24 protein-coding genes are annotated in these 18,264 nt (G+C 60.6%); 2 read left to right on the top strand and 22 right to left on the bottom strand.

Going from position 1 to position 18,264, the window contains the following annotated elements; genetic code table 11:
• Positions 1-25 precede the first annotated feature (25 nt).
• Positions 26-511, top strand: a complete 486-nt coding sequence (locus tag GJ700_RS04560) for a hypothetical protein (RefSeq protein ID WP_154371450.1) — start codon at positions 26-28, stop codon at positions 509-511.
• Positions 512-619: 108 nt separating this feature from the next.
• Positions 620-2,551 (top strand): DUF885 domain-containing protein, encoded by a 1,932-nt coding sequence (locus GJ700_RS04555; protein WP_154371449.1) that lies wholly within the window; start codon positions 620-622, stop codon positions 2,549-2,551.
• 36 nt (positions 2,552-2,587) lie between these two features.
• Here the strand turns inward: GJ700_RS04555 and tatC are convergent, their stop codons facing one another.
• The 22 genes from tatC to mlaD form a co-directional block, all read right to left on the bottom strand.
• Positions 2,588-3,346 (bottom strand): twin-arginine translocase subunit TatC, encoded by a 759-nt coding sequence (gene tatC / locus GJ700_RS04550; RefSeq protein WP_154371448.1) that lies wholly within the window; start codon positions 3,344-3,346, stop codon positions 2,588-2,590.
• Positions 3,347-3,862 carry a Sec-independent protein translocase protein TatB gene (gene tatB / locus GJ700_RS04545; RefSeq protein ID WP_154371447.1) on the bottom strand — a complete coding sequence of 172 codons (516 nt, stop codon included), beginning with the start codon at positions 3,860-3,862 and terminating at the stop codon, positions 3,347-3,349.
• A gap of 41 nt (positions 3,863-3,903) precedes the next feature.
• The gene (gene tatA / locus GJ700_RS04540; RefSeq protein WP_154371575.1) at positions 3,904-4,131 is read right to left on the bottom strand and encodes a Sec-independent protein translocase subunit TatA; all 228 of its coding nucleotides are present in this window, start codon (positions 4,129-4,131) and stop codon (positions 3,904-3,906) included.
• Between the two features lie 124 nt (positions 4,132-4,255).
• A complete protein-coding gene (locus GJ700_RS04535) occupies positions 4,256-4,639 on the bottom strand; it encodes a histidine triad nucleotide-binding protein (RefSeq protein WP_371867825.1) in 384 nt (127 codons plus the stop codon).
• 20 nt (positions 4,640-4,659) lie between these two features.
• A complete protein-coding gene (locus GJ700_RS04530) occupies positions 4,660-4,998 on the bottom strand; it encodes a phosphoribosyl-ATP diphosphatase (RefSeq protein WP_154371446.1) in 339 nt (112 codons plus the stop codon).
• The gene (hisI, locus tag GJ700_RS04525) at positions 4,998-5,435 is read right to left on the bottom strand and encodes a phosphoribosyl-AMP cyclohydrolase (protein WP_154371573.1); all 438 of its coding nucleotides are present in this window, start codon (positions 5,433-5,435) and stop codon (positions 4,998-5,000) included. The genes GJ700_RS04530 and hisI overlap by 1 nt, the downstream gene beginning before the upstream one ends.
• 20 nt (positions 5,436-5,455) lie before the next feature.
• Positions 5,456-6,217 (bottom strand): imidazole glycerol phosphate synthase subunit HisF, encoded by a 762-nt coding sequence (gene hisF / locus GJ700_RS04520; protein WP_154371445.1) that lies wholly within the window; start codon positions 6,215-6,217, stop codon positions 5,456-5,458.
• A 3-nt stretch (positions 6,218-6,220) separates the two neighbouring features.
• Positions 6,221-7,003, bottom strand: coding sequence for a 1-(5-phosphoribosyl)-5-[(5-phosphoribosylamino)methylideneamino]imidazole-4-carboxamide isomerase (hisA, locus tag GJ700_RS04515; RefSeq protein WP_154371444.1), 783 nt, complete (start codon positions 7,001-7,003; stop codon positions 6,221-6,223).
• A gap of 21 nt (positions 7,004-7,024) precedes the next feature.
• Positions 7,025-7,663, bottom strand: a complete 639-nt coding sequence (gene hisH / locus GJ700_RS04510) for an imidazole glycerol phosphate synthase subunit HisH (protein WP_154371443.1) — start codon at positions 7,661-7,663, stop codon at positions 7,025-7,027.
• 58 nt (positions 7,664-7,721) lie between these two features.
• The gene (gene hisB / locus GJ700_RS04505) at positions 7,722-8,312 is read right to left on the bottom strand and encodes an imidazoleglycerol-phosphate dehydratase HisB (RefSeq protein WP_154371442.1); all 591 of its coding nucleotides are present in this window, start codon (positions 8,310-8,312) and stop codon (positions 7,722-7,724) included.
• A gap of 17 nt (positions 8,313-8,329) precedes the next feature.
• A complete protein-coding gene (gene hisC / locus GJ700_RS04500; protein WP_154371441.1) occupies positions 8,330-9,421 on the bottom strand; it encodes a histidinol-phosphate transaminase in 1,092 nt (363 codons plus the stop codon).
• Between the two features lie 18 nt (positions 9,422-9,439).
• On the bottom strand, positions 9,440-10,447 hold the full coding sequence (locus tag GJ700_RS04495; protein ID WP_229506794.1) for a DNA-methyltransferase: 1,008 nt from the start codon (positions 10,445-10,447) through the stop codon (positions 9,440-9,442).
• Positions 10,448-10,467: 20 nt separating this feature from the next.
• Positions 10,468-11,784: a histidinol dehydrogenase gene (hisD, locus tag GJ700_RS04490; protein WP_154371439.1), complete on the bottom strand. Its 1,317-nt coding sequence runs from the start codon at positions 11,782-11,784 to the stop codon at positions 10,468-10,470.
• A 2-nt stretch (positions 11,785-11,786) separates the two neighbouring features.
• Positions 11,787-12,467, bottom strand: coding sequence for an ATP phosphoribosyltransferase (gene hisG / locus GJ700_RS04485; protein WP_154371438.1), 681 nt, complete (start codon positions 12,465-12,467; stop codon positions 11,787-11,789).
• 12 nt (positions 12,468-12,479) lie between these two features.
• Positions 12,480-13,730, bottom strand: a complete 1,251-nt coding sequence (gene murA, locus GJ700_RS04480) for a UDP-N-acetylglucosamine 1-carboxyvinyltransferase (RefSeq protein ID WP_371867824.1) — start codon at positions 13,728-13,730, stop codon at positions 12,480-12,482.
• Between the two features lie 16 nt (positions 13,731-13,746).
• Positions 13,747-13,983, bottom strand: coding sequence for a BolA family protein (locus GJ700_RS04475; protein ID WP_154371436.1), 237 nt, complete (start codon positions 13,981-13,983; stop codon positions 13,747-13,749).
• 74 nt (positions 13,984-14,057) lie between these two features.
• Positions 14,058-14,819, bottom strand: coding sequence for an ABC transporter permease (locus tag GJ700_RS04470; protein WP_154371435.1), 762 nt, complete (start codon positions 14,817-14,819; stop codon positions 14,058-14,060).
• Positions 14,816-15,727, bottom strand: coding sequence for an ABC transporter ATP-binding protein (locus GJ700_RS04465; RefSeq protein WP_154371434.1), 912 nt, complete (start codon positions 15,725-15,727; stop codon positions 14,816-14,818). Before GJ700_RS04465 ends, GJ700_RS04470 begins: the two co-directional genes overlap by 4 nt.
• Positions 15,728-15,884: 157 nt before the next feature.
• A complete protein-coding gene (locus tag GJ700_RS04460; protein WP_154371433.1) occupies positions 15,885-16,238 on the bottom strand; it encodes an STAS domain-containing protein in 354 nt (117 codons plus the stop codon).
• A gap of 10 nt (positions 16,239-16,248) precedes the next feature.
• Positions 16,249-16,908, bottom strand: coding sequence for an MlaC/ttg2D family ABC transporter substrate-binding protein (locus tag GJ700_RS04455; protein WP_154371432.1), 660 nt, complete (start codon positions 16,906-16,908; stop codon positions 16,249-16,251).
• Positions 16,909-16,940: 32 nt separating this feature from the next.
• Complete coding sequence (locus GJ700_RS04450) at positions 16,941-17,768, bottom strand: MlaA family lipoprotein (protein WP_154371431.1); 828 nt, start codon at positions 17,766-17,768, stop codon at positions 16,941-16,943.
• Positions 17,768-18,238 carry an outer membrane lipid asymmetry maintenance protein MlaD gene (mlaD, locus tag GJ700_RS04445; RefSeq protein ID WP_154371430.1) on the bottom strand — a complete coding sequence of 157 codons (471 nt, stop codon included), beginning with the start codon at positions 18,236-18,238 and terminating at the stop codon, positions 17,768-17,770. Before mlaD ends, GJ700_RS04450 begins: the two co-directional genes overlap by 1 nt.
• Positions 18,239-18,264: the final 26 nt, after the last annotated feature.

The raw sequence follows: 18,264 nt of genomic DNA, 5'->3' as shown, positions 1-18,264 counted from the left end.
AACGCAAACGAACCGAGATAAAAAAATGGAACAAGACAACGCCACCCGCCCCGCCGGCCACGGCACCCTGCTCGCCGTCAAATCCTGGACCGCCTACATCAACACGCTGTTGCTGGCCATCCTGCTGTTCGGCTTCGCCCTGCCCCTGGCGTTCCGCTATTCCGAACTGGCGGCCGGCATCGTGATGCTGGTGGCGGTACTGCTGGTCGGTTACCGCATCCTGGTGATCCGCAGCGTCCAGCTGTATTACGACGATGTCGGCGTGTGGCTGTATTCCGGCATCCTGCCATGGGCCAAGGGTGTGCAGGGCGTCAAATGGCGCGACATGGATGAAGCGGTCTTCATCCAATCGTTCTGGAGCTGGCTGTTCCGCTCGTATTCGATCCGCATTGGCCACCGCTTCACGAAATCCAGCGAAATCCTGCTGACCCGCATGGGCAACGGCAAGGCTGCCGTGGAAAAGCTCAATGCCCACCACCAGGAACTGATCCGCAATAACGTGATTTCATAATGTAACGGACGTCCGCAGCGGTACGGTTTGATGTTAATCTCGCACGCTGCAACCTGCGGCGCCGCCACCCACGAGGCAAGCGGCGCCTCCCTGATGAAGGCATATCCGATGATCAAAACTCAAATCGCGCTGGCTGCGATGATGGCCAGCCTTGTGCTGTCGCCTGTGTACGCGAAAGAGCCGGCCAAATCCGGCAAGGCGAAAACCAGCAAAACCACCGGCGGCAAAAAAGCGGCAGGCAACTCGGGCGGCAAAACCAGTGGTAAAACCAGCGGCAAATCCACCGCCAAGGGCAAGGCCGCCAAAGGCGCCGCCGCTACGGCCGCCGTGGCTGCCGCACCGCAAATGATCAAGCAAGCCCCGTCCGAACGCCGCCAGGATCGCAGCATGGACGCCCTGTCCACGCAATTCCTCGGCGCGCTGTGGAAAGCCGATCCGGAAACCGCGATCTCCGTCGGCAAATACGAAACCGCCGCCAACCTCACGATTCCCGATGCCGCGTCGCGCACCGCGCAGCTGGCGTTCATCGACGACTGGCTGGGCCGCCTGGAAAAAGTCGACGCGAAGCAGCTGTCGCCCAAGCAGCGCACCGACCTGGCGCTGCTGGTCAACAAGCTGAAATCGGACCGCTGGTACCTCACCACGTTCAAGGAATATGAGTGGAATCCGGCGCTGTACAACATTGCCAGCCCGATCGATTTCATCCTCAACACGGAATACGCGGCCAAGCCGCAGCGCCTGCGCACGCTGTTGAAACGCATCGCCGGCGTGCCCGCGTATTACGACGCGGCCCGCGCCACCATCAACAACCCGACGCGCGAACATACGCAACTGGCCATCGCCCAGGCGCCCGGCGTACTGCAAGTCCTCGCGTCGCTGGACAAGGAAGCGCAGGCATCGATCCTGACGCCGATCGAAAAGGAATTGTTCAAGCAGCGCATCACGCAAGCCAGGACCGCGGTCGAAGGTTATGCCGCGTGGCTGGGGGAGCTGGACAAGGCGATGGCTACCAGCGGCGGCCGCTCGTTCCGTATCGGCAAGGAACTGTACGAAGCGAAGTTCGGCTTCGATATCCAGGCCGGCAGCACGGGCGAACAGACGTACCAGAAAGCGCTGGCGGCACGCGAGCAACTGCTCACCAACATGGACCGCATCAGCGACGACCTGTGGCCGAAATACCTGGCCGGCGTGGATAAACCTGCCGACCGCTTTGCCAAGATCGGCATGGTGATCGCCAAGCTGTCCGACAACCACGTGGCGCGCGCCGACTTCTTCCCGGAAATCCGCCGCCAGATCCCCGTGCTGCAGGACTGGGTCATCAAGAACAACTTGCTGACGCTGGACCCGAACAAGCCATTGCAAGTGCGTGAAACGCCCGAATACCAGCGCGGCGTGGCCGGCGCCAGCATCGAGGCGCCCGGCCCCTATCGTCCGCAAGACCGCACGTATTACAACGTGACGCCGCTGGACGACGCCACGCCGGAACAGGCGGAAAGCACGCTGCGCGAATACAACCACTGGATCCTGCAAATCCTGAACATCCACGAAGCGATTCCCGGTCATTACGCGCAACTGGTGTACGCCAACAAATCGCCGTCGATCGTGAAATCCATCTTCGGCAACGGCGCCATGATCGAAGGCTGGGCCGTGTATGGCGAGCGCATGATGCTGGAATCCGGCTATGGGGACAATGCGCCGGAAATGTGGCTGATGTATTCGAAATGGAACTTGCGCAGCGTGACCAACACGATCCTCGACTACAGCGTGCACGTGCAGGGCATGACGCAGGAACAGGCGCTCGACCTGCTGACGCGCCAGGCCTTCCAGACCCAGCGCGAAGCCGCGGAAAAATGGCGCCGCGCCACCTTGACGTCGGTGCAACTGGCCAGCTACTTCAGCGGCTACAGCGAAATCATGGAATTGCGCGAAGAACGCAAGCAGGCGCTGGGCAACAAGTTCTCGCTGAAGGAATTCAACGAGCAGTTCCTCAGTTATGGCAGCGCGCCGGTGAAGGTGGTGCGGGAATTGATGACCCAGTAAAGACAAAAGGCGCCAATGGCGCCTTTTTCGTCTGGATCAGGTGGATTCCTCTTCCGGCGCCTGCGTCACCTTGACGAACACCGGGGCCACCAGCAAGCCCAGTTCGTACAGCAGCCACATCGGAATCGCCAGCGAGAACTGGGATACCACGTCCGGCGGCGTCACGATGGCGGCGATCACGAAGGCGCCGACGATCACGTAGGGGCGGATATCTTTCAGCTTCGCCACCGAGACGATCCCCATGCGCACCAGCACCACCACCACCACCGGCACTTCAAACGTGGCGCCGAAAGCCAGGCACATGGACATCACGAAGTCCAGGTAGTTTTCAATGTCCGGCGTCACCGCGATCGATTGCGGCGAGAAGGCGGAAATGAAGCTGAACACGCGGCCGAACACGAAGAAATAGCAAAACGCCACGCCGGACGCGAACAGCAGCGACGAGGAAATCACCAGCGGCGCCACCAGCCGTTTTTCATGCGCATACAGGCCGGGCGCAACGAAGGCCCAGGCCTGGTACAGCACCCACGGCAGCGCCAGGATGAAGGCGATCAGCAACGTCACCTTCATCGGCACCAGGAACGGCGCAATCACGCCGGTGGCAATCATTTTCGAGCCGGCCGGCAAGGCGTTCAGCATTGGCTGCGCCAGGATGTCATAGATACGGGACGGCCCCGGCCACAGCATCAGCGCCGCGCACATGACGACGATGCCGATCGTTGCCTTGACCAGGCGGTCGCGCAGCTCGATCAGGTGCGAGATGAAGGTTTCTTCAACCGGTTGTTGTTCACTCATTTAGAAAAACGATGCGGGAGGTTTGCTGCGGGGACGGTGGCGGGCCACCCGCGCCGCGCCGGAAGTCACGTGGGATTTGATGCCGCTTTGATGCTTGTACCAGGACGGCACATTCGACGTGCGCACCAGCCGCTTGCGGCGGAATTCCTTCGCCTTGCGCGCCTGCTGTTCGATGCTGGCCGTCTGGCCATAGGTGCTGTAACTGTCGTGCGGGGCCCCGTCATCGGCATGCCAGGCATTTTCCACTTCCTGCATGTTCTGCTGGATGGAATTTTCCATGCTTTGCACGCCCTGCTTCACGGAGTCCGCCGCTTCCTGGACTTCCTTGCGCAAGTTGCGCAATTCTTCCATTTCGATTTCGCGGCTGACTTCGGATTTGACTTCCGCCAGGTAGCGCTGCGCGCGGCCGTACAAAGTCCCGGCCATGCGCGCCACTTTGGGCAGCTTTTCGGGACCGATGACCACCAGCGCAACCACGCCGATGATGGCTAATTTGGAGAGACCGAGATCGATCATAGATTAGACATGCCGGCAAATCAGACATTGCCGGCAGCGCCTCAGAGCTTGTTCTTCTCTTTGGCGTCGACGTCGATGGTGGTCTTGTCGGCGACCTGCGACGGCGCCGATGGCGCGGCCGGCTTGTCTTCGTCGCCCTTCATGCCATCTTTAAAGCCTTTGACTGCCTTGCCCACGTCGGAACCGATATTGCCCAGCTTTTTCGTGCCGAATACCAGGATGACGATCACCAGAACGACCAGCCAGTGCCATACGCTAAACGAACCCATCATTTTCCCCTTGCAGGACGCAAGCGTCCAAAACTGTTAATCAGCACAGTATACGCGATTGACGCATGTCATGTGCTTGTCATATTGGCATAACTATATGAGAGAACCCACCGGTTCCCGGATATCAGCCGTGGCGCGGAGGCTCCACCCGCCATGGATGCGGACCGCCAATCACGTGCAAGTGCAGGTGATAGATTTCCTGGCCACCGTCCGGACCACTGTTGATCAGTGTTTTGTAGCCGCCCGATGGTTCGCCGTCGTCGTTGAAACTCACGGCGCAGCCGTGTTCTTCCGCCAGGCGTGGCGCCAGCGCCAGCATGCGGCCCAGCAGCGGCGCATGGCCGGCGGTGCAATCGGACAGGGTCGTGATGTGGGTTTTCGGGATCACCAGCAAGTGCACCGGCGCGGCGGGACGGATGTCCTTGAAGACCATCAGTTCTTCGTCTTCATAGACGATGGACGAGGGAATTTGCTTCTGGGCGATTTTACAAAACAGGCAATTATCCACTACAACTCCGATGAAATTCGTTAGTCCTTGCGCGCGGCTTTTTCTTCCAGCCCGGACAACCCTTCGCGCCGCGCCAGTTCATCCAGCACTTGCTGCGGGGTCAGGCCGAACTGCGCCAGCATCACGATCGAATGGAACCACAGATCGGCGCATTCGTACAGTACTTTGCCGCTGTCGCCGCCATTGCGGGCGTCTTTCGCGGCCATCACGGCTTCCACGGCTTCTTCGCCGACTTTCTTCAGGATCGCATCGTCGCCCTTGGCGAACAATTTGGCGACGTACGACGTGGCGGGGTCGCCGCCATTGACAGGCTTGCGCGCTTCAATGGTTTCGGCCAGCCGGTCCAGGATGGTGCTCATTATTGTTTCTTCGCTTCCGTATAAATCGTTTCCGGATCTTTCAATACCGGATCGGCTGCCTGCCAGTCGCCTTCCTTGGCGTCGCCGTCGAACTTGTTGAAGAAGCACGAATGGCGGCCCGTGTGGCACGCGATGCCGCCAGCCTGTTCAATCTTCAGCAACACCACGTCTTCGTCGCAGTCGAGGCGGATTTCCAGCACTTTCTGCGTGTGGCCGGACTCTTCGCCCTTGTGCCACAGCTTCTTGCGCGAACGGCTCCAGTACACGGCCTCGCCCAGCTCCACGGTTTTATACAGGGCGTCACGGTTCATCCAGGCGAACATCAGCACGTTGTTGGTGCCCGCTTCCTGCGCGATCACCGGCACCAGGCCATGTTCATCCCACTTGATCTTGTTCAGCCACTTGGCTTTCGCCACGCTGGGAGTCTGAGTCGGCATCATGATAGGTCTTCCTTCGTTCAGAGCAGGCGCATCGGGATGCCCTGCTGCGCCATGAAACGCTTGGCTTCCTGTACCGTGTGCTGGCCATAATGGAAAATGCTGGCCGCCAGCACCGCATCGGCATGGCCCAGCTTGACGCCGTCGGCCAGGTCTTGCAGGCCGCCCACGCCGCCGGACGCAATCACGGGGATGCCCACGGCGTCGGACACGGCGCGCGTCAAGCCCAGGTCGAAACCGGACTTGGTGCCGTCGCGGTCCATCGACGTCAGCAGCAACTCGCCCGCGCCCAGCGTTTCCATTTTCTTCGCCCATTCCACCGCGTCAAGGCCGGTGGCTTTGCGGCCGCCATGGGTAAACACTTCCCATTTGCCGGGCGATACCTGCTTGGCGTCGATCGCCACCACGATGCATTGGGAACCATGCTTCTGGGAAGCATCGTACACCAGTTGCGGATTGGTCACGGCCGACGTGTTCATGCTGACCTTGTCGGCGCCCGCGTTCAGCAGGCGGCGCACATCTTCCACCTGGCGCACGCCGCCGCCCACCGTCAGCGGGATGAATACTTGCGACGCCACCGCTTCGATGATGTCGAGGATCAGGCCACGGTTATCGGACGACGCAGTAATGTCCAGGAAAGTCAGTTCGTCGGCGCCCTGCTCGTCATAGCGGCGCGCGATTTCCACCGGATCGCCGGCGTCGCGCAGCTCGGTGAAGTTGACGCCTTTCACGACGCGGCCATCGGTCACGTCCAGGCAGGGGATGATGCGTTTTGCCAGCATGGGTTATTCAGCCTCCAGGCTGCCTTCCGTCAGTTCGTCGGCGCGCAACTGGGCCGAGTTCAGGTCCAGCGTGCCTTCGTAGATGGATCGGCCGCAAATCACGCCTTCGATCCCTTCGTCCTGCACTTCGCACAGTTTTTCCACGTCGGTAATGTTGTGCAGGCCGCCCGAGGCAATGATCGGGATGCGCACGGCTTGCGCCAGGCGCACGGTGGCTTCGATATTGACGCCGCCCATCATGCCGTCGCGGCCGATGTCGGTGTAAATGATCGATTCCACGCCGTAGGCTTCGAATTTCTGCGCCAGGTCGATCACTTCGTGGCCGGACATCTTGCTCCAGCCATCGGTGGCGACTTTGCCGTCTTTCGCGTCCAGGCCCACGATGATGTGGCCGGGGAAGGCGCCGCACGCGTCGTGCAGGAAGCCCGGGCTTTTCACGGCGGCGGTGCCGATGATGATGTAGCTGATGCCGTCGTCGAGGTAGCGTTCGATGGTGTCGAGATCGCGGATGCCGCCGCCCAGCTGGACGGGGATTTCATCGATATCGTTTTCCAGCGCGAACTCTTGCACCACCTTGAGGATGGATTTCACGGCGCCTTCGTTCTTTGGTTTGCCGGCAAATGCACCGTTCAAATCCACCAGGTGCAGGCGGCGGGCGCCTTGCATCAGCCAGTGACGGGCCATTTCGGCCGGGTCTTCGGAAAACACGGTGGCAAGTTCCATATCGCCTTGTTTCAGGCGAACGCAGTGACCGTCTTTCAGGTCGATGGCAGGAATGAGCAGCATAATGGGATTGAAAAGTAGGGGTTATGGTTGCCAGTGAACGAAATTCTTGTACAGCTGGAGGCCGGCTGCGGCACTCTTTTCCGGGTGGAATTGCGTTGCAAAGATGTTGTCGCGCGCCACCGCGCAGCAGAATGGCTGGCCGTAAACGGTTTCGCCGACCTGATGCGCCGGATTCGCGGGCTGTACATAGTAACTATGCACGAAATAGAAATACGCGTTGTCCGGTATGCCTTCCCACAGCGCATGCGCGCTGCTCTGGCGTACCTGGTTCCAGCCCATTTGCGGGACTTTGTAACGGGAACCGTCTTCCTGCAGCAAGCCGTCGAGCTGGAAACGCACGACTTTGCCTGGCAGCAAGCCCAAACCCTGGGCATTGCCTTCCTCGGACGATTCAAACAGCATTTGCTCGCCGATGCACACACCGAGCAGCGGTTTGACTTCCGCTGCGCGCAGCACGGCGTCGAGCAGGCCGGATTCGCGCAAGCCCCGCATGCAGTCCGCCATGGCGCCCTGGCCCGGCAAGACGATGCGTTCGGCATCGGCGATGTCAGCGACTTCGCCGGAAATGCGTACGTCGGCCTCCGGCGCCACGGCGCGCAAGGCTTGCGCGACCGAGCGCAGGTTGCCCACGCCATAATCAACTACTACGATTTTCTTCATAATGCCATTCAAGCAGAGACCACTGCGCTTGCGCAAGTGTCAAGCGCAGCAAGTTTGATCACAAGCTACCTTTAGTCGATGGAATCGTGCCTGCGGCGCGCGCATCGAGCTCCGTGGCCATGCGCAACGCGCGGCCAAAGGCTTTGAACACGGTTTCGCACTGGTGGTGGGCATTGGTGCCCCGCAGGTTATCGATATGCAAGGTGACTTGCGCGTGATTGACGAAGCCGCGGAAAAATTCCAGGGTCAGGTCGACGTCAAACGTGCCAATCATCGCGCGCGTGAATGGGATGTGGTATTCGATGCCGGGACGGCCCGAAAAGTCGATCACCACGCGCGACAGCGCTTCGTCCAGCGGGACGTAGGCATGGCCATAGCGGCGGATGCCTTTCTTGTCGCCGACTGCCTTGGCGAACGCCATGCCCAGCGTGATGCCGACGTCTTCCACCGTGTGGTGGTTGTCGATATGGATGTCGCCGGTGGCTTCGATATCAAGGTCGATCAGGCCATGGCGGGCGATCTGGTCCAGCATGTGGTCCAGGAAAGGGACGCCCGTGTTCAGCTTTTGCTGGCCGGTGCCATCCAGGTTGATGGCCACGCGGACTTGCGTCTCGCTGGTGTTGCGGGTGATTTCTGCGGTGCGGTTCATTGGAAACTCTGTGATGGTCAAGCCGCCATCGCTGCCTTGAAGGCAGCCAAAAAGGCGGCGTTCTCTTCCGGCGTGCTGACCGTGATACGCAGACAATTGGTCAGTACACCATGCATTTTACCCACATTTTTAACCAATACCTTCTGGGATAAGAGATAGGCATTAGCAGCGTCCGCATCCGGTACGCGCGCCAGGATGAAATTGGCGGCCGACGGGAACACTTGTACACCCGGAATTGCTGTCAATGCGGCAGACAGCGCAGCGCGCTCGTTGCGCAGCTGGGCAGCCTGGCCGTTCAGCACTTCGATGTTGTCGAGGGCAAATTCGGCGGCTACCTGGGTCAAAACATTGATATTGTACGGCGGACGGACCTTGTCCAGTTGTTCGAGCAATTTTGGCGCGGCCGACATGTAGCCCAGGCGGATGCCGGCCAGGCCCAGTTTCGACACCGTGCGCATGACCACCAGGTTGTCGAATTCCGGCAAACGGGACATGAAACTCTGTTGCGCAAACGGTTCATAGGCTTCGTCGACCACGGCAATCCCGGTGTCGCCGAGCGCGCGGATGATCTCCACCATGTCGTTTTCATCGAACAGGTTGCCGGTCGGGTTGTTCGGGTACGACAGGTACACCAGCGCCGGCTTGTGCTGGGCGATGGCGGCCAGCATCGCGTCTTTATCGAGCGTCAGGTCGTCCTTCAACGGCACGCCGACGAAATCCATGCCGGCAAATTGCGCGGAACGGGCATACATGACGAAGGTCGGCACCGGCGCCAGCACGACGGCGCGGCGGTCCTGGTGTGCGCACGCCATGTCCAGGATGGAAATCAGTTCATCGGAACCATTGCCCAGCAAGACGTCGTAACCTGCCGGCACGCCCAGCTGCTTGCAGATACGCTCCTTCAGCGTGGTATACGACGCCACCGGATAGCGGTTCAGCGCCACGTTGGCCAGGCGCTGGGCCAGGTCCGTGGCCAGATGGTTCGGCAGCGGGTAAGGATTTTCCATCGCATCCAGTTTGATATAACCGCTGGCATCGGCGACGTGGTAGCCGGGAATGGCCAGTACGTCGGAACGGATGGTATTGCGGATGAGACTGTCGATGGACATCTTGCTGCACTCCTTACACTAGATGGATATTTCTTCGGGGGGTTTGGGGACCCGGGATCGTTTGGGGACGGCGGTTTTCACCGTCTTTGCCGCCTTGGCCGCAGGGGCAGGCTTCGTTGCCTTTACAGCCTTGGCAGTTTTCGTGGTTTTCGCAGTTTTTACGGTTTTCACCGCTTTGGCCGCCTTTGCCGTCCTGGCGCGCGCGGGCTTGCCATTGGCATCGGCCACCGGCAAGGCGGCAGCCAGCGCGGCAGCCGCGTCTTCTTCGGCCAGGCGTGCTTCGATGATCGCGCAATAGTCCGGATTCAATTCGAAGCCGACAAAGTGCCTGCCGCAGCGGCGCGCCGCCAGCGCCGTGGTGCCGCTGCCCATGAACAAGTCCAGCACCACGCCTCCCGGCGGACACGATGCCTTGACCATGCGTTCAATGATTTCCAGCGGTTTCTGGGTCGGATGATCGACCCGTTCCGAATGTTCACGGTGCAGCCGGGACACGCTCCACACGTCTTTCGGGTTGTAACCCACTTCCAGCCACTTGGCGCCGATGAAAATCGAGCGCGAACGGGCTTTTTTCGTCTCGGCGTCGTACGGGATACGCACGGCGTCCAGGTCGAAATAGTAATCCTTGCGGGCCACGAAGAAGCCCACCGTGTCATGCACGGAAGAAAAACTGCGCACGCTGCCGCCCATCGACGGCACGCGGCGATCCCAAATGATTTCATTCATCATCGTCATGCGCTTTTTCAGCATGACGAAGATTTCAGGCGAATAGCGCCACGTCAGGAAGATATACAGGCTGCCGGTTGGTTTCAGCTTCGGCAGCACCGCATCGATCCACCGTTCCGTCCAGCACAGGTATTCTTCCACCGTCTGCTGGTCGGACGCGTTGCCGTAATCCTTGCCCAGGTTGTACGGCGGGTCGGTGAGGATCAAATCCACCGAGCCGTCAGGGATGCGCGCCAGCCCGGCCAGCGCGTCTTCACAGAAGACCTGGTCCAGCCAAGGGCTATCGGATTGTTCAGCCATCGTGGCGCGCATCTCCATCCTTATTTCAACCGCAATTCCGCGCTGCGCGCATGCGCCTGCAAGCCTTCGCCATACGCCAGTTCCGCGGCGACCTTGCCCAGGGTTTGCGCGCCTGATTCGGACACGTAAATCACGGACGAGCGCTTCTGGAAGTCATACACGCCTAGCGGCGACGAGAAGCGCGCCGTGCGCGACGTCGGCAGCACATGGTTCGGGCCGCAGCAATAATCGCCCAGCGATTCAGACGAGAAGCGGCCCAGGAACATGGCGCCCGCGTGGCGGATCTTGTCGGCCCACTGCAGCGGTTCTTCGGCGGAGATTTCCAGGTGTTCGGCCGCGATGCTGTTGGCAATCGCGCACGCTTCATCCATGTCACGCACCTTGACCAGCGCGCCGCGGTCCGTCAGCGACGTGCGGATCACGTCCTGGCGCGGCATGGTCGGCAACAGTTTATTGATAGCCGCTTCCACTTGCGCGATATAGTCCGCGTCCGGGCACAGCATGATCGCTTGCGCCAGTTCATCGTGCTCGGCCTGCGAGAACAAGTCCATCGCGACCCAGTCCGGGTCCGTGGTGCCGTCGCACACGACGAGGATTTCCGACGGGCCGGCAATCATGTCGATGCCGACCGTGCCGAAGACGCGGCGCTTGGCCGCCGCCACATAGGCGTTGCCGGGGCCGACGATCTTGTCGACCGGCGCAATGGTTTCCGTGCCGTAGGCCAGCGCGCCAACGGCCTGCGCGCCACCAATGGTGATCACGCGGGTCACGCCGGCCAGTGCGGCGGCAGCCAGCACCATCTGGTTTTTCACGCCATCGGGCGTCGGCACCACCATGACGATTTCACCGACACCGGCCACCTGGGCGGGAATCGCGTTCATCAGCACGGACGACGGGTAGGCAGCCTTGCCGCCCGGGACATAGATGCCCACGCGGTCCAGCGGCGTGATGCGCTGGCCCAGCACGGTGCCATCGGCCTCGGTATAGGTAAAGCCTTGCAGCTCTTCTTTCTGGCGCTCGTGGAAGGCGCGGATGCGGTCCGCCGCGATCTGCAGCGCGGCGCGCTGCGTGGCTGGCAGGCTGTCCAGCGCCGCCTGCAATTCCGCCACCGGCAAGTCCAGCGTGTCCACGGACGCGGCGCCGCCATTGGGCAGGCGGTCGAAGCGGTTGGTGTATTCCAGCACGGCGGCATTGCCGCGCTTTTTGACATCGGCCAGGATTTTCGAGACGGCCGATTCAATCGCGTCGTCGGTTTCCGCTTCAAACGCCAGCAGGGCGTCCAGCGTGGCCTTGAAATCCGGCGCGGTGGAGTCGAGCTTACGAACAGAGATGGTCATGGTCAGCCTTTCGCACGGGCTTTCGAGGCGCGCTCGAAAGCTTCGATGATCGGTTGCAAGCGGGCGCGCTTGAGTTTCAGCGCGGCCTGGTTGACCACCAGGCGCGACGAGATCTGCATGATTTCTTCGACTTCGACCAGGTTATTCGCCCGCAAGGTGCTGCCGGTCGACACCAGGTCGACGATGGCGTCCGACAGGCCGACCAGCGGCGCCAGTTCCATCGAGCCATACAGCTTGATCAGGTCCACGTGCACGCCTTTGGACGCGAAGTGTTCGCGCGCCGTGGTCGTAAACTTGGTGGCCACGCGCAGGCGCGCGCCCTGGCGCACGGCCGCTTCGTAATCGAAACCGGATTTCACAGCGACGGACATGCGGCATTGCGCAATGTTCAAGTCCACCGGCTGGTACAGGCCTTCGCCGCCATGCTCGATCAGCACATCCTTGCCGGCCACGCCGAAGTCCGCCGCGCCATGCTGCACATAGGTCGGCACGTCGGTGGCGCGCACGATCAGTACGCGCACGTTGGGGTCGTTGGTGGCCAGGATCAGCTTGCGCGACGTGTCCGGATTCTCGGTGACGGTGATGCCGGCTGCTTCCAGCAGCGGCAGGGTGTCTTCGAAAATGCGGCCTTTCGACAGCGCGAGGATCAACTGGTTGTTGGCGTCGCTGTTAAATCCACTCATGATTAATCTCGATTATTTGATACGGCTGATGTCGGCGCCAATCGCCTGCAACTTCACTTCCATGCGGTCATAGCCGCGGTCGAGGTGATAGATGCGGTCGACCAGCGTTTCGCCCCTGGCGGCCAGGCCTGCGATTACCAGCGAAGCCGAAGCGCGCAAATCGGTCGCCATCACAGGGGCGCCCACGAGCTGCTCCACGCCTTTGATAAAGGCCGTGTTGCCATCGGTTTCAATTGCCGCGCCCAGGCGGTTCATCTCCTGGACGTGCATGAAGCGGTTTTCGAAGATGGTTTCGGTCACGCGGCTGGCGCCGTTGGCGATGGTGTTCACCGCCATGAACTGGGCCTGCATATCGGTCGGGAAACCAGGGTATTCGGTGGTGCGGAATGTCACGGGTTGCGGGCGGCCATCCATTTGCGCACGGATCCAGTCGTCGCCTACGGTCAGGCGCAGGCCGATTTCGCGCAGCTTGTCGAGCGCCGCGTCCATGATGTCGGTACGGGTATTGCGGATGGTGATGTCGCCACCGGTGGCGGCCACCGCGCACAGGAACGTCGCCGCTTCGATGCGGTCGGAAATCACCGCGTGCGAAGCGCCGTGCAGTTCAGGCACGCCGGTGATCACCAGGCGGTCGGTGCCGATGCCCTCGATCTTCGCGCCCATCGCCACCAGCAGGTGCGCCAGGTCCGTGACTTCCGGCTCGCGCGCGGCGTTTTCCAGCACGGTTTCGCCTTCGGCCAGCACGGCGGCCATCATCAGGTTTTCCGTGCCCGTCACCGTGATCATGTCGGTCACGATGCGGGTGCCCTTCAGTTTCTTGCATTTGGCGTGGATATAGCCGGCCTCGATGGTGATCTCGGCGCCCAGCGCCTGCAGCCCCTTGATGTGCTGGTCGACGGGACGCGAACCGATGGCGCAACCGCCCGGCAGCGACACTTTCGCTTCGCCGAAGCGCGCCAGCAGCGGGCCCAGCACAAGGATCGATGCGCGCATGGTTTTCACCAATTCATACGGCGCTTCCAGGCTGGTGATGTTCGAACCGTTCAAGGTGACCTTGTCGCCATCCTGATCGACTTTCAGGCCGGTCTGCGCCAGCAGGCGCAGCATGGTGCGCACGTCCTGCAGATGCGGCACGTTCGACAGTTGCACGTCGCCGGACGTCAGCAAGCCCGCGCACAGGATCGGCAGCGCCGCGTTCTTGGCGCCGGAAATGGTGACGTCGCCTTGCAGGCGGTTGCCGCCTTTGATGAGGAGTTTGTCCACGGATGTATCCCTTTGCTTATGCGGCGTATTCTTCAGGCGTCAGCGTTTTCATCGACAGCGCGTGGATTTCTTCGCGCATGCGGTCACCCAGCACGGCGTAGACGATCTGGTGGCGCTGGATCGGGCGCTTGCCGGCAAAGGCCGGCGACACGATCACGGCCTGGAAGTGCTGGCCATCGCCCTCCACTTCCAGGTGGGTGCATTCAAGGCCGGCCGCGATATAGCCGTGGATCGCTTCAGGGGTGGTGGTCATTTTTATATTCCCGATAAAGTGGTGCGTGGTGTACGTGTCTTCAGTTGCCATGGCGATAGTGCCTCAGTGGCGCCTCAGTGGCGCATCCTGTAGCCGCTGGCCAGCAGGCGGATCGCCAGCAGCGACAGCACGGCCAGGAAGCCGCCGACGATGGCCACGCTGATGAGCGGATTGACGTCGGACTGGCCGAAGAAGCCGTAGCGGAAGCCATCGATCATGTAAAAGAATGGATTCAGGTGCGATACGGTCAGCCAGAACGGCGGCAGCGAATGAATCGAATAAAACACGCCGGACAGGAACGTCAGCGGCATGATGAGGAAATTCTGGAAGGCGGCCAGCTGGTCGAATTTCTCGGCCCAGATACCGGCAATCAGTCCCATGGTGCCAAGGATCGCGGCGCCCAGCAGCGCAAACACGGCAATCCACAGTGGCGCCACGAATGACAGGTGGGCAAACCACGCGGTGACGATGAACACGCCCAGTCCGACGGCCACGCCGCGCACCATGGCGGCAATCACATACGCCGAGAACATTTCCCAGTGCGACAACGGCGTCAGCAGCACGAACACCAGGTTGCCCGTGATCTTCGACTGGATCAGCGACGACGACGAGTTGGCGAATGCGTTTTGCAGCACGCTCATCATGACCAGGCCGGGAATCAGGAACGCCGTGTACGTCACGCCCGGATAGACTTGCACACGGCCTTCCAGCACGTGGCCGAAAATCAGCAGGTACAGCATGGCCGTCAGGATCGGCGCGGCGATGGTTTGCGTGGCGACTTTATAGAAACGCAGGGTTTCCTTGTACACCAGCGTGCGGAAGCCGATGGAGATCATACGGGTTTTCCTTCCATGATTTGCAGGAAGATGTCTTCCAGGTCGGCTTGCAGCAACTGCATTTCATCGATGACGGCGCCGGACACGCGGATGCGGGCCAGGATGGTTTCCACTTCGCTGTATTCATTGATGCGCAGGCTGTATTTGCCGCGCGCAGCGTCTTCCGGGTGCGTCACCAGGTGGCGTAAATCGTCCGGCAGCGCGCCCTGTTTCAGGTGCAGCACCAGCTGTGAACCGGAAATGCGGCGGATCAGTTGCGACATGGTGTCCAGCGCCACGACTTTACCGGACTTCAGCATGGCCACGCGCTTGCACATGGCTTGCGCTTCTTCCAGGTAGTGCGTGGTCAGCACCACCGTGTGGCCTTCGCGGTTCAGGCGCGAAATGAATTTCCACAGCGTCTGCCGCAATTCCACGTCGACACCGGCGGTCGGCTCGTCCAACACGATGACGGGCGGCTTGTGCACCAGCGCCTGCGCCACCAGCACGCGGCGCTTCATGCCGCCGGACAGCGCGCGCATGTTGGTATCGGCCTTGTTGGTCAGGTCGAGGTTTTCCATCACCTCGTCGATCCACTTGTCGTTGTTTTTCAGGCCAAAGTAGCCGGATTGCAAACGCAGGGTTTCCCGCACCGTGAAGAACGGGTCGAACACCAGTTCCTGCGGCACCACGCCCAGTTTCTTGCGGGCTTCGCGGAAATCCGTGACGACATCGTGGCCGTGGATGGAAACCGACCCCGCATCGGGCCGGATCAGGCCGGCGATGGTGGAAATCAACGTGGTTTTGCCCGCGCCGTTCGGACCCAATAAACCAAAAAATTCCCCCTCCTCGATGGTGAGGGACACGCCGCCCAGCGCCTGCAGCGATTTGTAGCGCTTTTGGACGTTACTGATTTGAATTGCTGTCATAAAAAAATAGTGTGCGGCGCTGTGACCGTGGTGGAATGCTGGCGCAGTGGCGCTACGGCAACTGCAACGGTCAATTATATGGGAATTTTGATTTCGGCTTACGCCGGGCCCGGGAATCGGGGGTATTACGGGGACGACTGTTGCTACAGGAGCAAGGTCAATGATGGTGGTGATGGTGATGCGTGGTGGCAGCCTCGGCTGCGGGATGGGAAGAAACGTCGGCGCACTCCGCCAGCGACGGCGAAACCAGCGCGCAGACGCCGTACAGCTTGGTGAGGCTGCGCAACTTGGCCGGCAGGTTGCGCAATTCCAAAACCACGCCCGCGGCACGGGCCGCGCGCTGCCATGCCAGCAACACCGACACGGCGGAGGAATCCACCGACTGCACATTGCGCAAGTCGAACACGGTCTGGCCCGCGCTCAACGCGGCCACGCCCTGCGCCAGCGCCGCCGTGGCATTGTCCACGGTCAGCGACGACAGGGGCAACAGGTTGTCGATGGAATCCGGCATGGTCTTCTGATTATTTGGCCGAAGCGGCTTTGATCGGCTTCGACGCCAGTTTCTTGTTCTTGTCAGACAAGGTCTTGATCAAGCCATCGATACCGCCTTTGCTGATTTCCGACGCGAAGGTGCTCTTGTAGGTTTCCACCAGCCAGGCGCCCAGCACATTGATGTCGTAAATCTTCCAGCCGGTGGCCGATTTGGCAACGCGGTAGTTCAGCGGCACAGGTTCGCCACGGGTCATGTTCACTTGCGAACGCACTTCGACTTCCGTGTCGGCCGGATCGGCGCGCAGCGGCTTGAACTCGATGGTTTCATTTTTCACTTGCGACAGCGCACCGGAATACGTGTAGATCAGCAGCGTGCGGAATTCCGTCGACAGTTGCTTTTGCTGTTCCGGGCTGGCTTCGCGCCAGAAACGGCCGGCTGCCAGCGAAGTCATGCGCTGGAAATCGACGTACGGCAGGATCTTGGTTTCCACCAGGTCCATTACACGCTTCGTGTTGCCAGCCTGGATTTCCTTGTCGGTCTTGGCGGTTTCCAGCACTTCCGTACTGATGCGTTTTACCAGTGCATCCGGCGCTTCGTTGGACGAAGGAGCCGAAGGAACGGTTGCGGCAAACGAGGCGGTGGCGAAAGCCATCGTCGCGTAAGCCAAAAGTTGCTTGATCAATTTCATCTGCGATTTACCTTATGTTGTTTTGATGCGGATCACAGGCTGGCGTTTTTCTCCGCAGCCGGTTCCGACATTATAGCCTGAGGCTGATCTTTACCCTTGTCAGCCTTATCACTGTCGGCAGTTGCTGGTTTTTCATCATCCGCATACGCGCTCTTCTTTTTCGCGCGCGGATTCGCTTCGCCGTCAAATACCTTGCTCTCGCGCTGCTGCAGGAAGCCATCGCGGACAAACTCATAACGGTCCAGGGCGGCTTCTTCCAGCAAGTTGGTGGCGTCGAGCAGCCCGGCGCGCTGGTCGATGACACGAACAACGGTGCCGACGTTGCGTACGTTGACACGATCGTTGTATTGCCATGGATCCGCCTTGATATCCAGCGGCAACGCCACCGTGTCGCGCACCGTGGACGGGCCCAGCAGCGGCAACACCAGGTAAGGGCCGGAACGCACGCCCCACATGCCCAGCGTCTGGCCGAAATCTTCCTTGTGCTTTTGCAGGCCGGCGCCGGACGCCACATCCATTACGCCCAGCAAGCCGAAGGTGGAGTTCAGCGCCACGCGCATCACGTCCGAGATACCCTGCTCGCCTTTGCCTTGCATGAAGTTGTTGGCGGCAGTCCACACGTCGGCCAGGTTGCCAAAGAAATTGTTCACGCCCGTCTGCACGAAATTCGGCAGCACGGTCTTATAGACGGTAGCGGCCGGCTTCAGTGCAACTTCGTCAACCTTGTCGTTGAAGTTGAACATGGCGCGGTTATAACCTTCATACGGGTCGCGCGGGTTCGGACCGGCGCAGCCGGCCAGGGTGGCGGCGGCAACGGTGGCCAGCGCCAGCTTACGCATGGAGAAAGTCGAGATGTTCATTACTTGTCATCCTTTCCTTCGGCCGCTTTGCTGTAAATAAACTGATTGATCAGATCTTCCAGCACGGCAGCCGACTGCGTGCGGGCGATTTTGTCACCGGCGGCCAGGTTTGCCGTGTCGCCGCCTGCTTCGATGCCTACGTATTGCTCACCCAACAGGCCGGCCGTCAGGATCTTGGCCGAACTGTCTTTCGGGAATTGATAACCAGACTCCATCGTCAACGTCACCAGCGCCTTATAGCTCTTGTCGTCGAAACGGATGCCCGCGACGCGGCCCACGACCACGCCGGATGCCTTGACGGGCGCCTGCGTACGCAGGCTGCCGATATTGTCGAACTTGGCCGTGATTTCATAAGTCTTGGCGAAGGAGAACGAACTCATGTTGCCTGCCTTCAGCGCCAAAAACATCAACGCCGCCACGCCCAGCACCACAAACAAACCTACCCACACATCCACAGATTTACGTTGCATGACACTATCCTAACTTGTTTGCTTAC

It is taken from the genome of Pseudoduganella rivuli (genome assembly GCF_009674485.1).
GTDB lineage: Bacteria > Pseudomonadota > Gammaproteobacteria > Burkholderiales > Burkholderiaceae_D > Rugamonas > Rugamonas rivuli_B.
The sequence above is the reverse complement of the archived record's forward strand: the minus strand, read 5'-3'. Positions and strand labels throughout refer to the sequence as shown.

What these genes read in the sequence shown, in the direction of transcription:
- GJ700_RS04560 (WP_154371450.1), top strand. Translation starts at nt 26, where the DNA reads ATGGAACAAGACAACGCCACCCGCCCCGCCGGCCACGGCACCCTGCTC.
- GJ700_RS04555 (WP_154371449.1), top strand. Translation starts at nt 620, where the DNA reads ATGATCAAAACTCAAATCGCGCTGGCTGCGATGATGGCCAGCCTTGTG.
- tatC (WP_154371448.1), bottom strand. Translation starts at nt 3,346, where the DNA reads ATGAGTGAACAACAACCGGTTGAAGAAACCTTCATCTCGCACCTGATC.
- tatB (WP_154371447.1), bottom strand. Translation starts at nt 3,862, where the DNA reads ATGATCGATCTCGGTCTCTCCAAATTAGCCATCATCGGCGTGGTTGCG.
- tatA (WP_154371575.1), bottom strand. Translation starts at nt 4,131, where the DNA reads ATGGGTTCGTTTAGCGTATGGCACTGGCTGGTCGTTCTGGTGATCGTC.
- GJ700_RS04530 (WP_154371446.1), bottom strand. Translation starts at nt 4,998, where the DNA reads ATGAGCACCATCCTGGACCGGCTGGCCGAAACCATTGAAGCGCGCAAG.
- hisI (WP_154371573.1), bottom strand. Translation starts at nt 5,435, where the DNA reads ATGCCGACTCAGACTCCCAGCGTGGCGAAAGCCAAGTGGCTGAACAAG.
- hisF (WP_154371445.1), bottom strand. Translation starts at nt 6,217, where the DNA reads ATGCTGGCAAAACGCATCATCCCCTGCCTGGACGTGACCGATGGCCGC.
- hisA (WP_154371444.1), bottom strand. Translation starts at nt 7,003, where the DNA reads ATGCTGCTCATTCCTGCCATCGACCTGAAAGACGGTCACTGCGTTCGC.
- hisH (WP_154371443.1), bottom strand. Translation starts at nt 7,663, where the DNA reads ATGAAGAAAATCGTAGTAGTTGATTATGGCGTGGGCAACCTGCGCTCG.
- hisB (WP_154371442.1), bottom strand. Translation starts at nt 8,312, where the DNA reads ATGAACCGCACCGCAGAAATCACCCGCAACACCAGCGAGACGCAAGTC.
- hisC (WP_154371441.1), bottom strand. Translation starts at nt 9,421, where the DNA reads ATGTCCATCGACAGTCTCATCCGCAATACCATCCGTTCCGACGTACTG.
- GJ700_RS04495 (WP_229506794.1), bottom strand. Translation starts at nt 10,447, where the DNA reads ATGGCTGAACAATCCGATAGCCCTTGGCTGGACCAGGTCTTCTGTGAA.
- hisD (WP_154371439.1), bottom strand. Translation starts at nt 11,784, where the DNA reads ATGACCATCTCTGTTCGTAAGCTCGACTCCACCGCGCCGGATTTCAAG.
- hisG (WP_154371438.1), bottom strand. Translation starts at nt 12,467, where the DNA reads ATGAGTGGATTTAACAGCGACGCCAACAACCAGTTGATCCTCGCGCTG.
- GJ700_RS04475 (WP_154371436.1), bottom strand. Translation starts at nt 13,983, where the DNA reads ATGACCACCACCCCTGAAGCGATCCACGGCTATATCGCGGCCGGCCTT.
- GJ700_RS04470 (WP_154371435.1), bottom strand. Translation starts at nt 14,819, where the DNA reads ATGATCTCCATCGGCTTCCGCACGCTGGTGTACAAGGAAACCCTGCGT.
- GJ700_RS04465 (WP_154371434.1), bottom strand. Translation starts at nt 15,727, where the DNA reads ATGACAGCAATTCAAATCAGTAACGTCCAAAAGCGCTACAAATCGCTG.
- GJ700_RS04460 (WP_154371433.1), bottom strand. Translation starts at nt 16,238, where the DNA reads ATGCCGGATTCCATCGACAACCTGTTGCCCCTGTCGTCGCTGACCGTG.
- GJ700_RS04455 (WP_154371432.1), bottom strand. Translation starts at nt 16,908, where the DNA reads ATGAAATTGATCAAGCAACTTTTGGCTTACGCGACGATGGCTTTCGCC.
- GJ700_RS04450 (WP_154371431.1), bottom strand. Translation starts at nt 17,768, where the DNA reads ATGAACATCTCGACTTTCTCCATGCGTAAGCTGGCGCTGGCCACCGTT.
- mlaD (WP_154371430.1), bottom strand. Translation starts at nt 18,238, where the DNA reads ATGCAACGTAAATCTGTGGATGTGTGGGTAGGTTTGTTTGTGGTGCTG.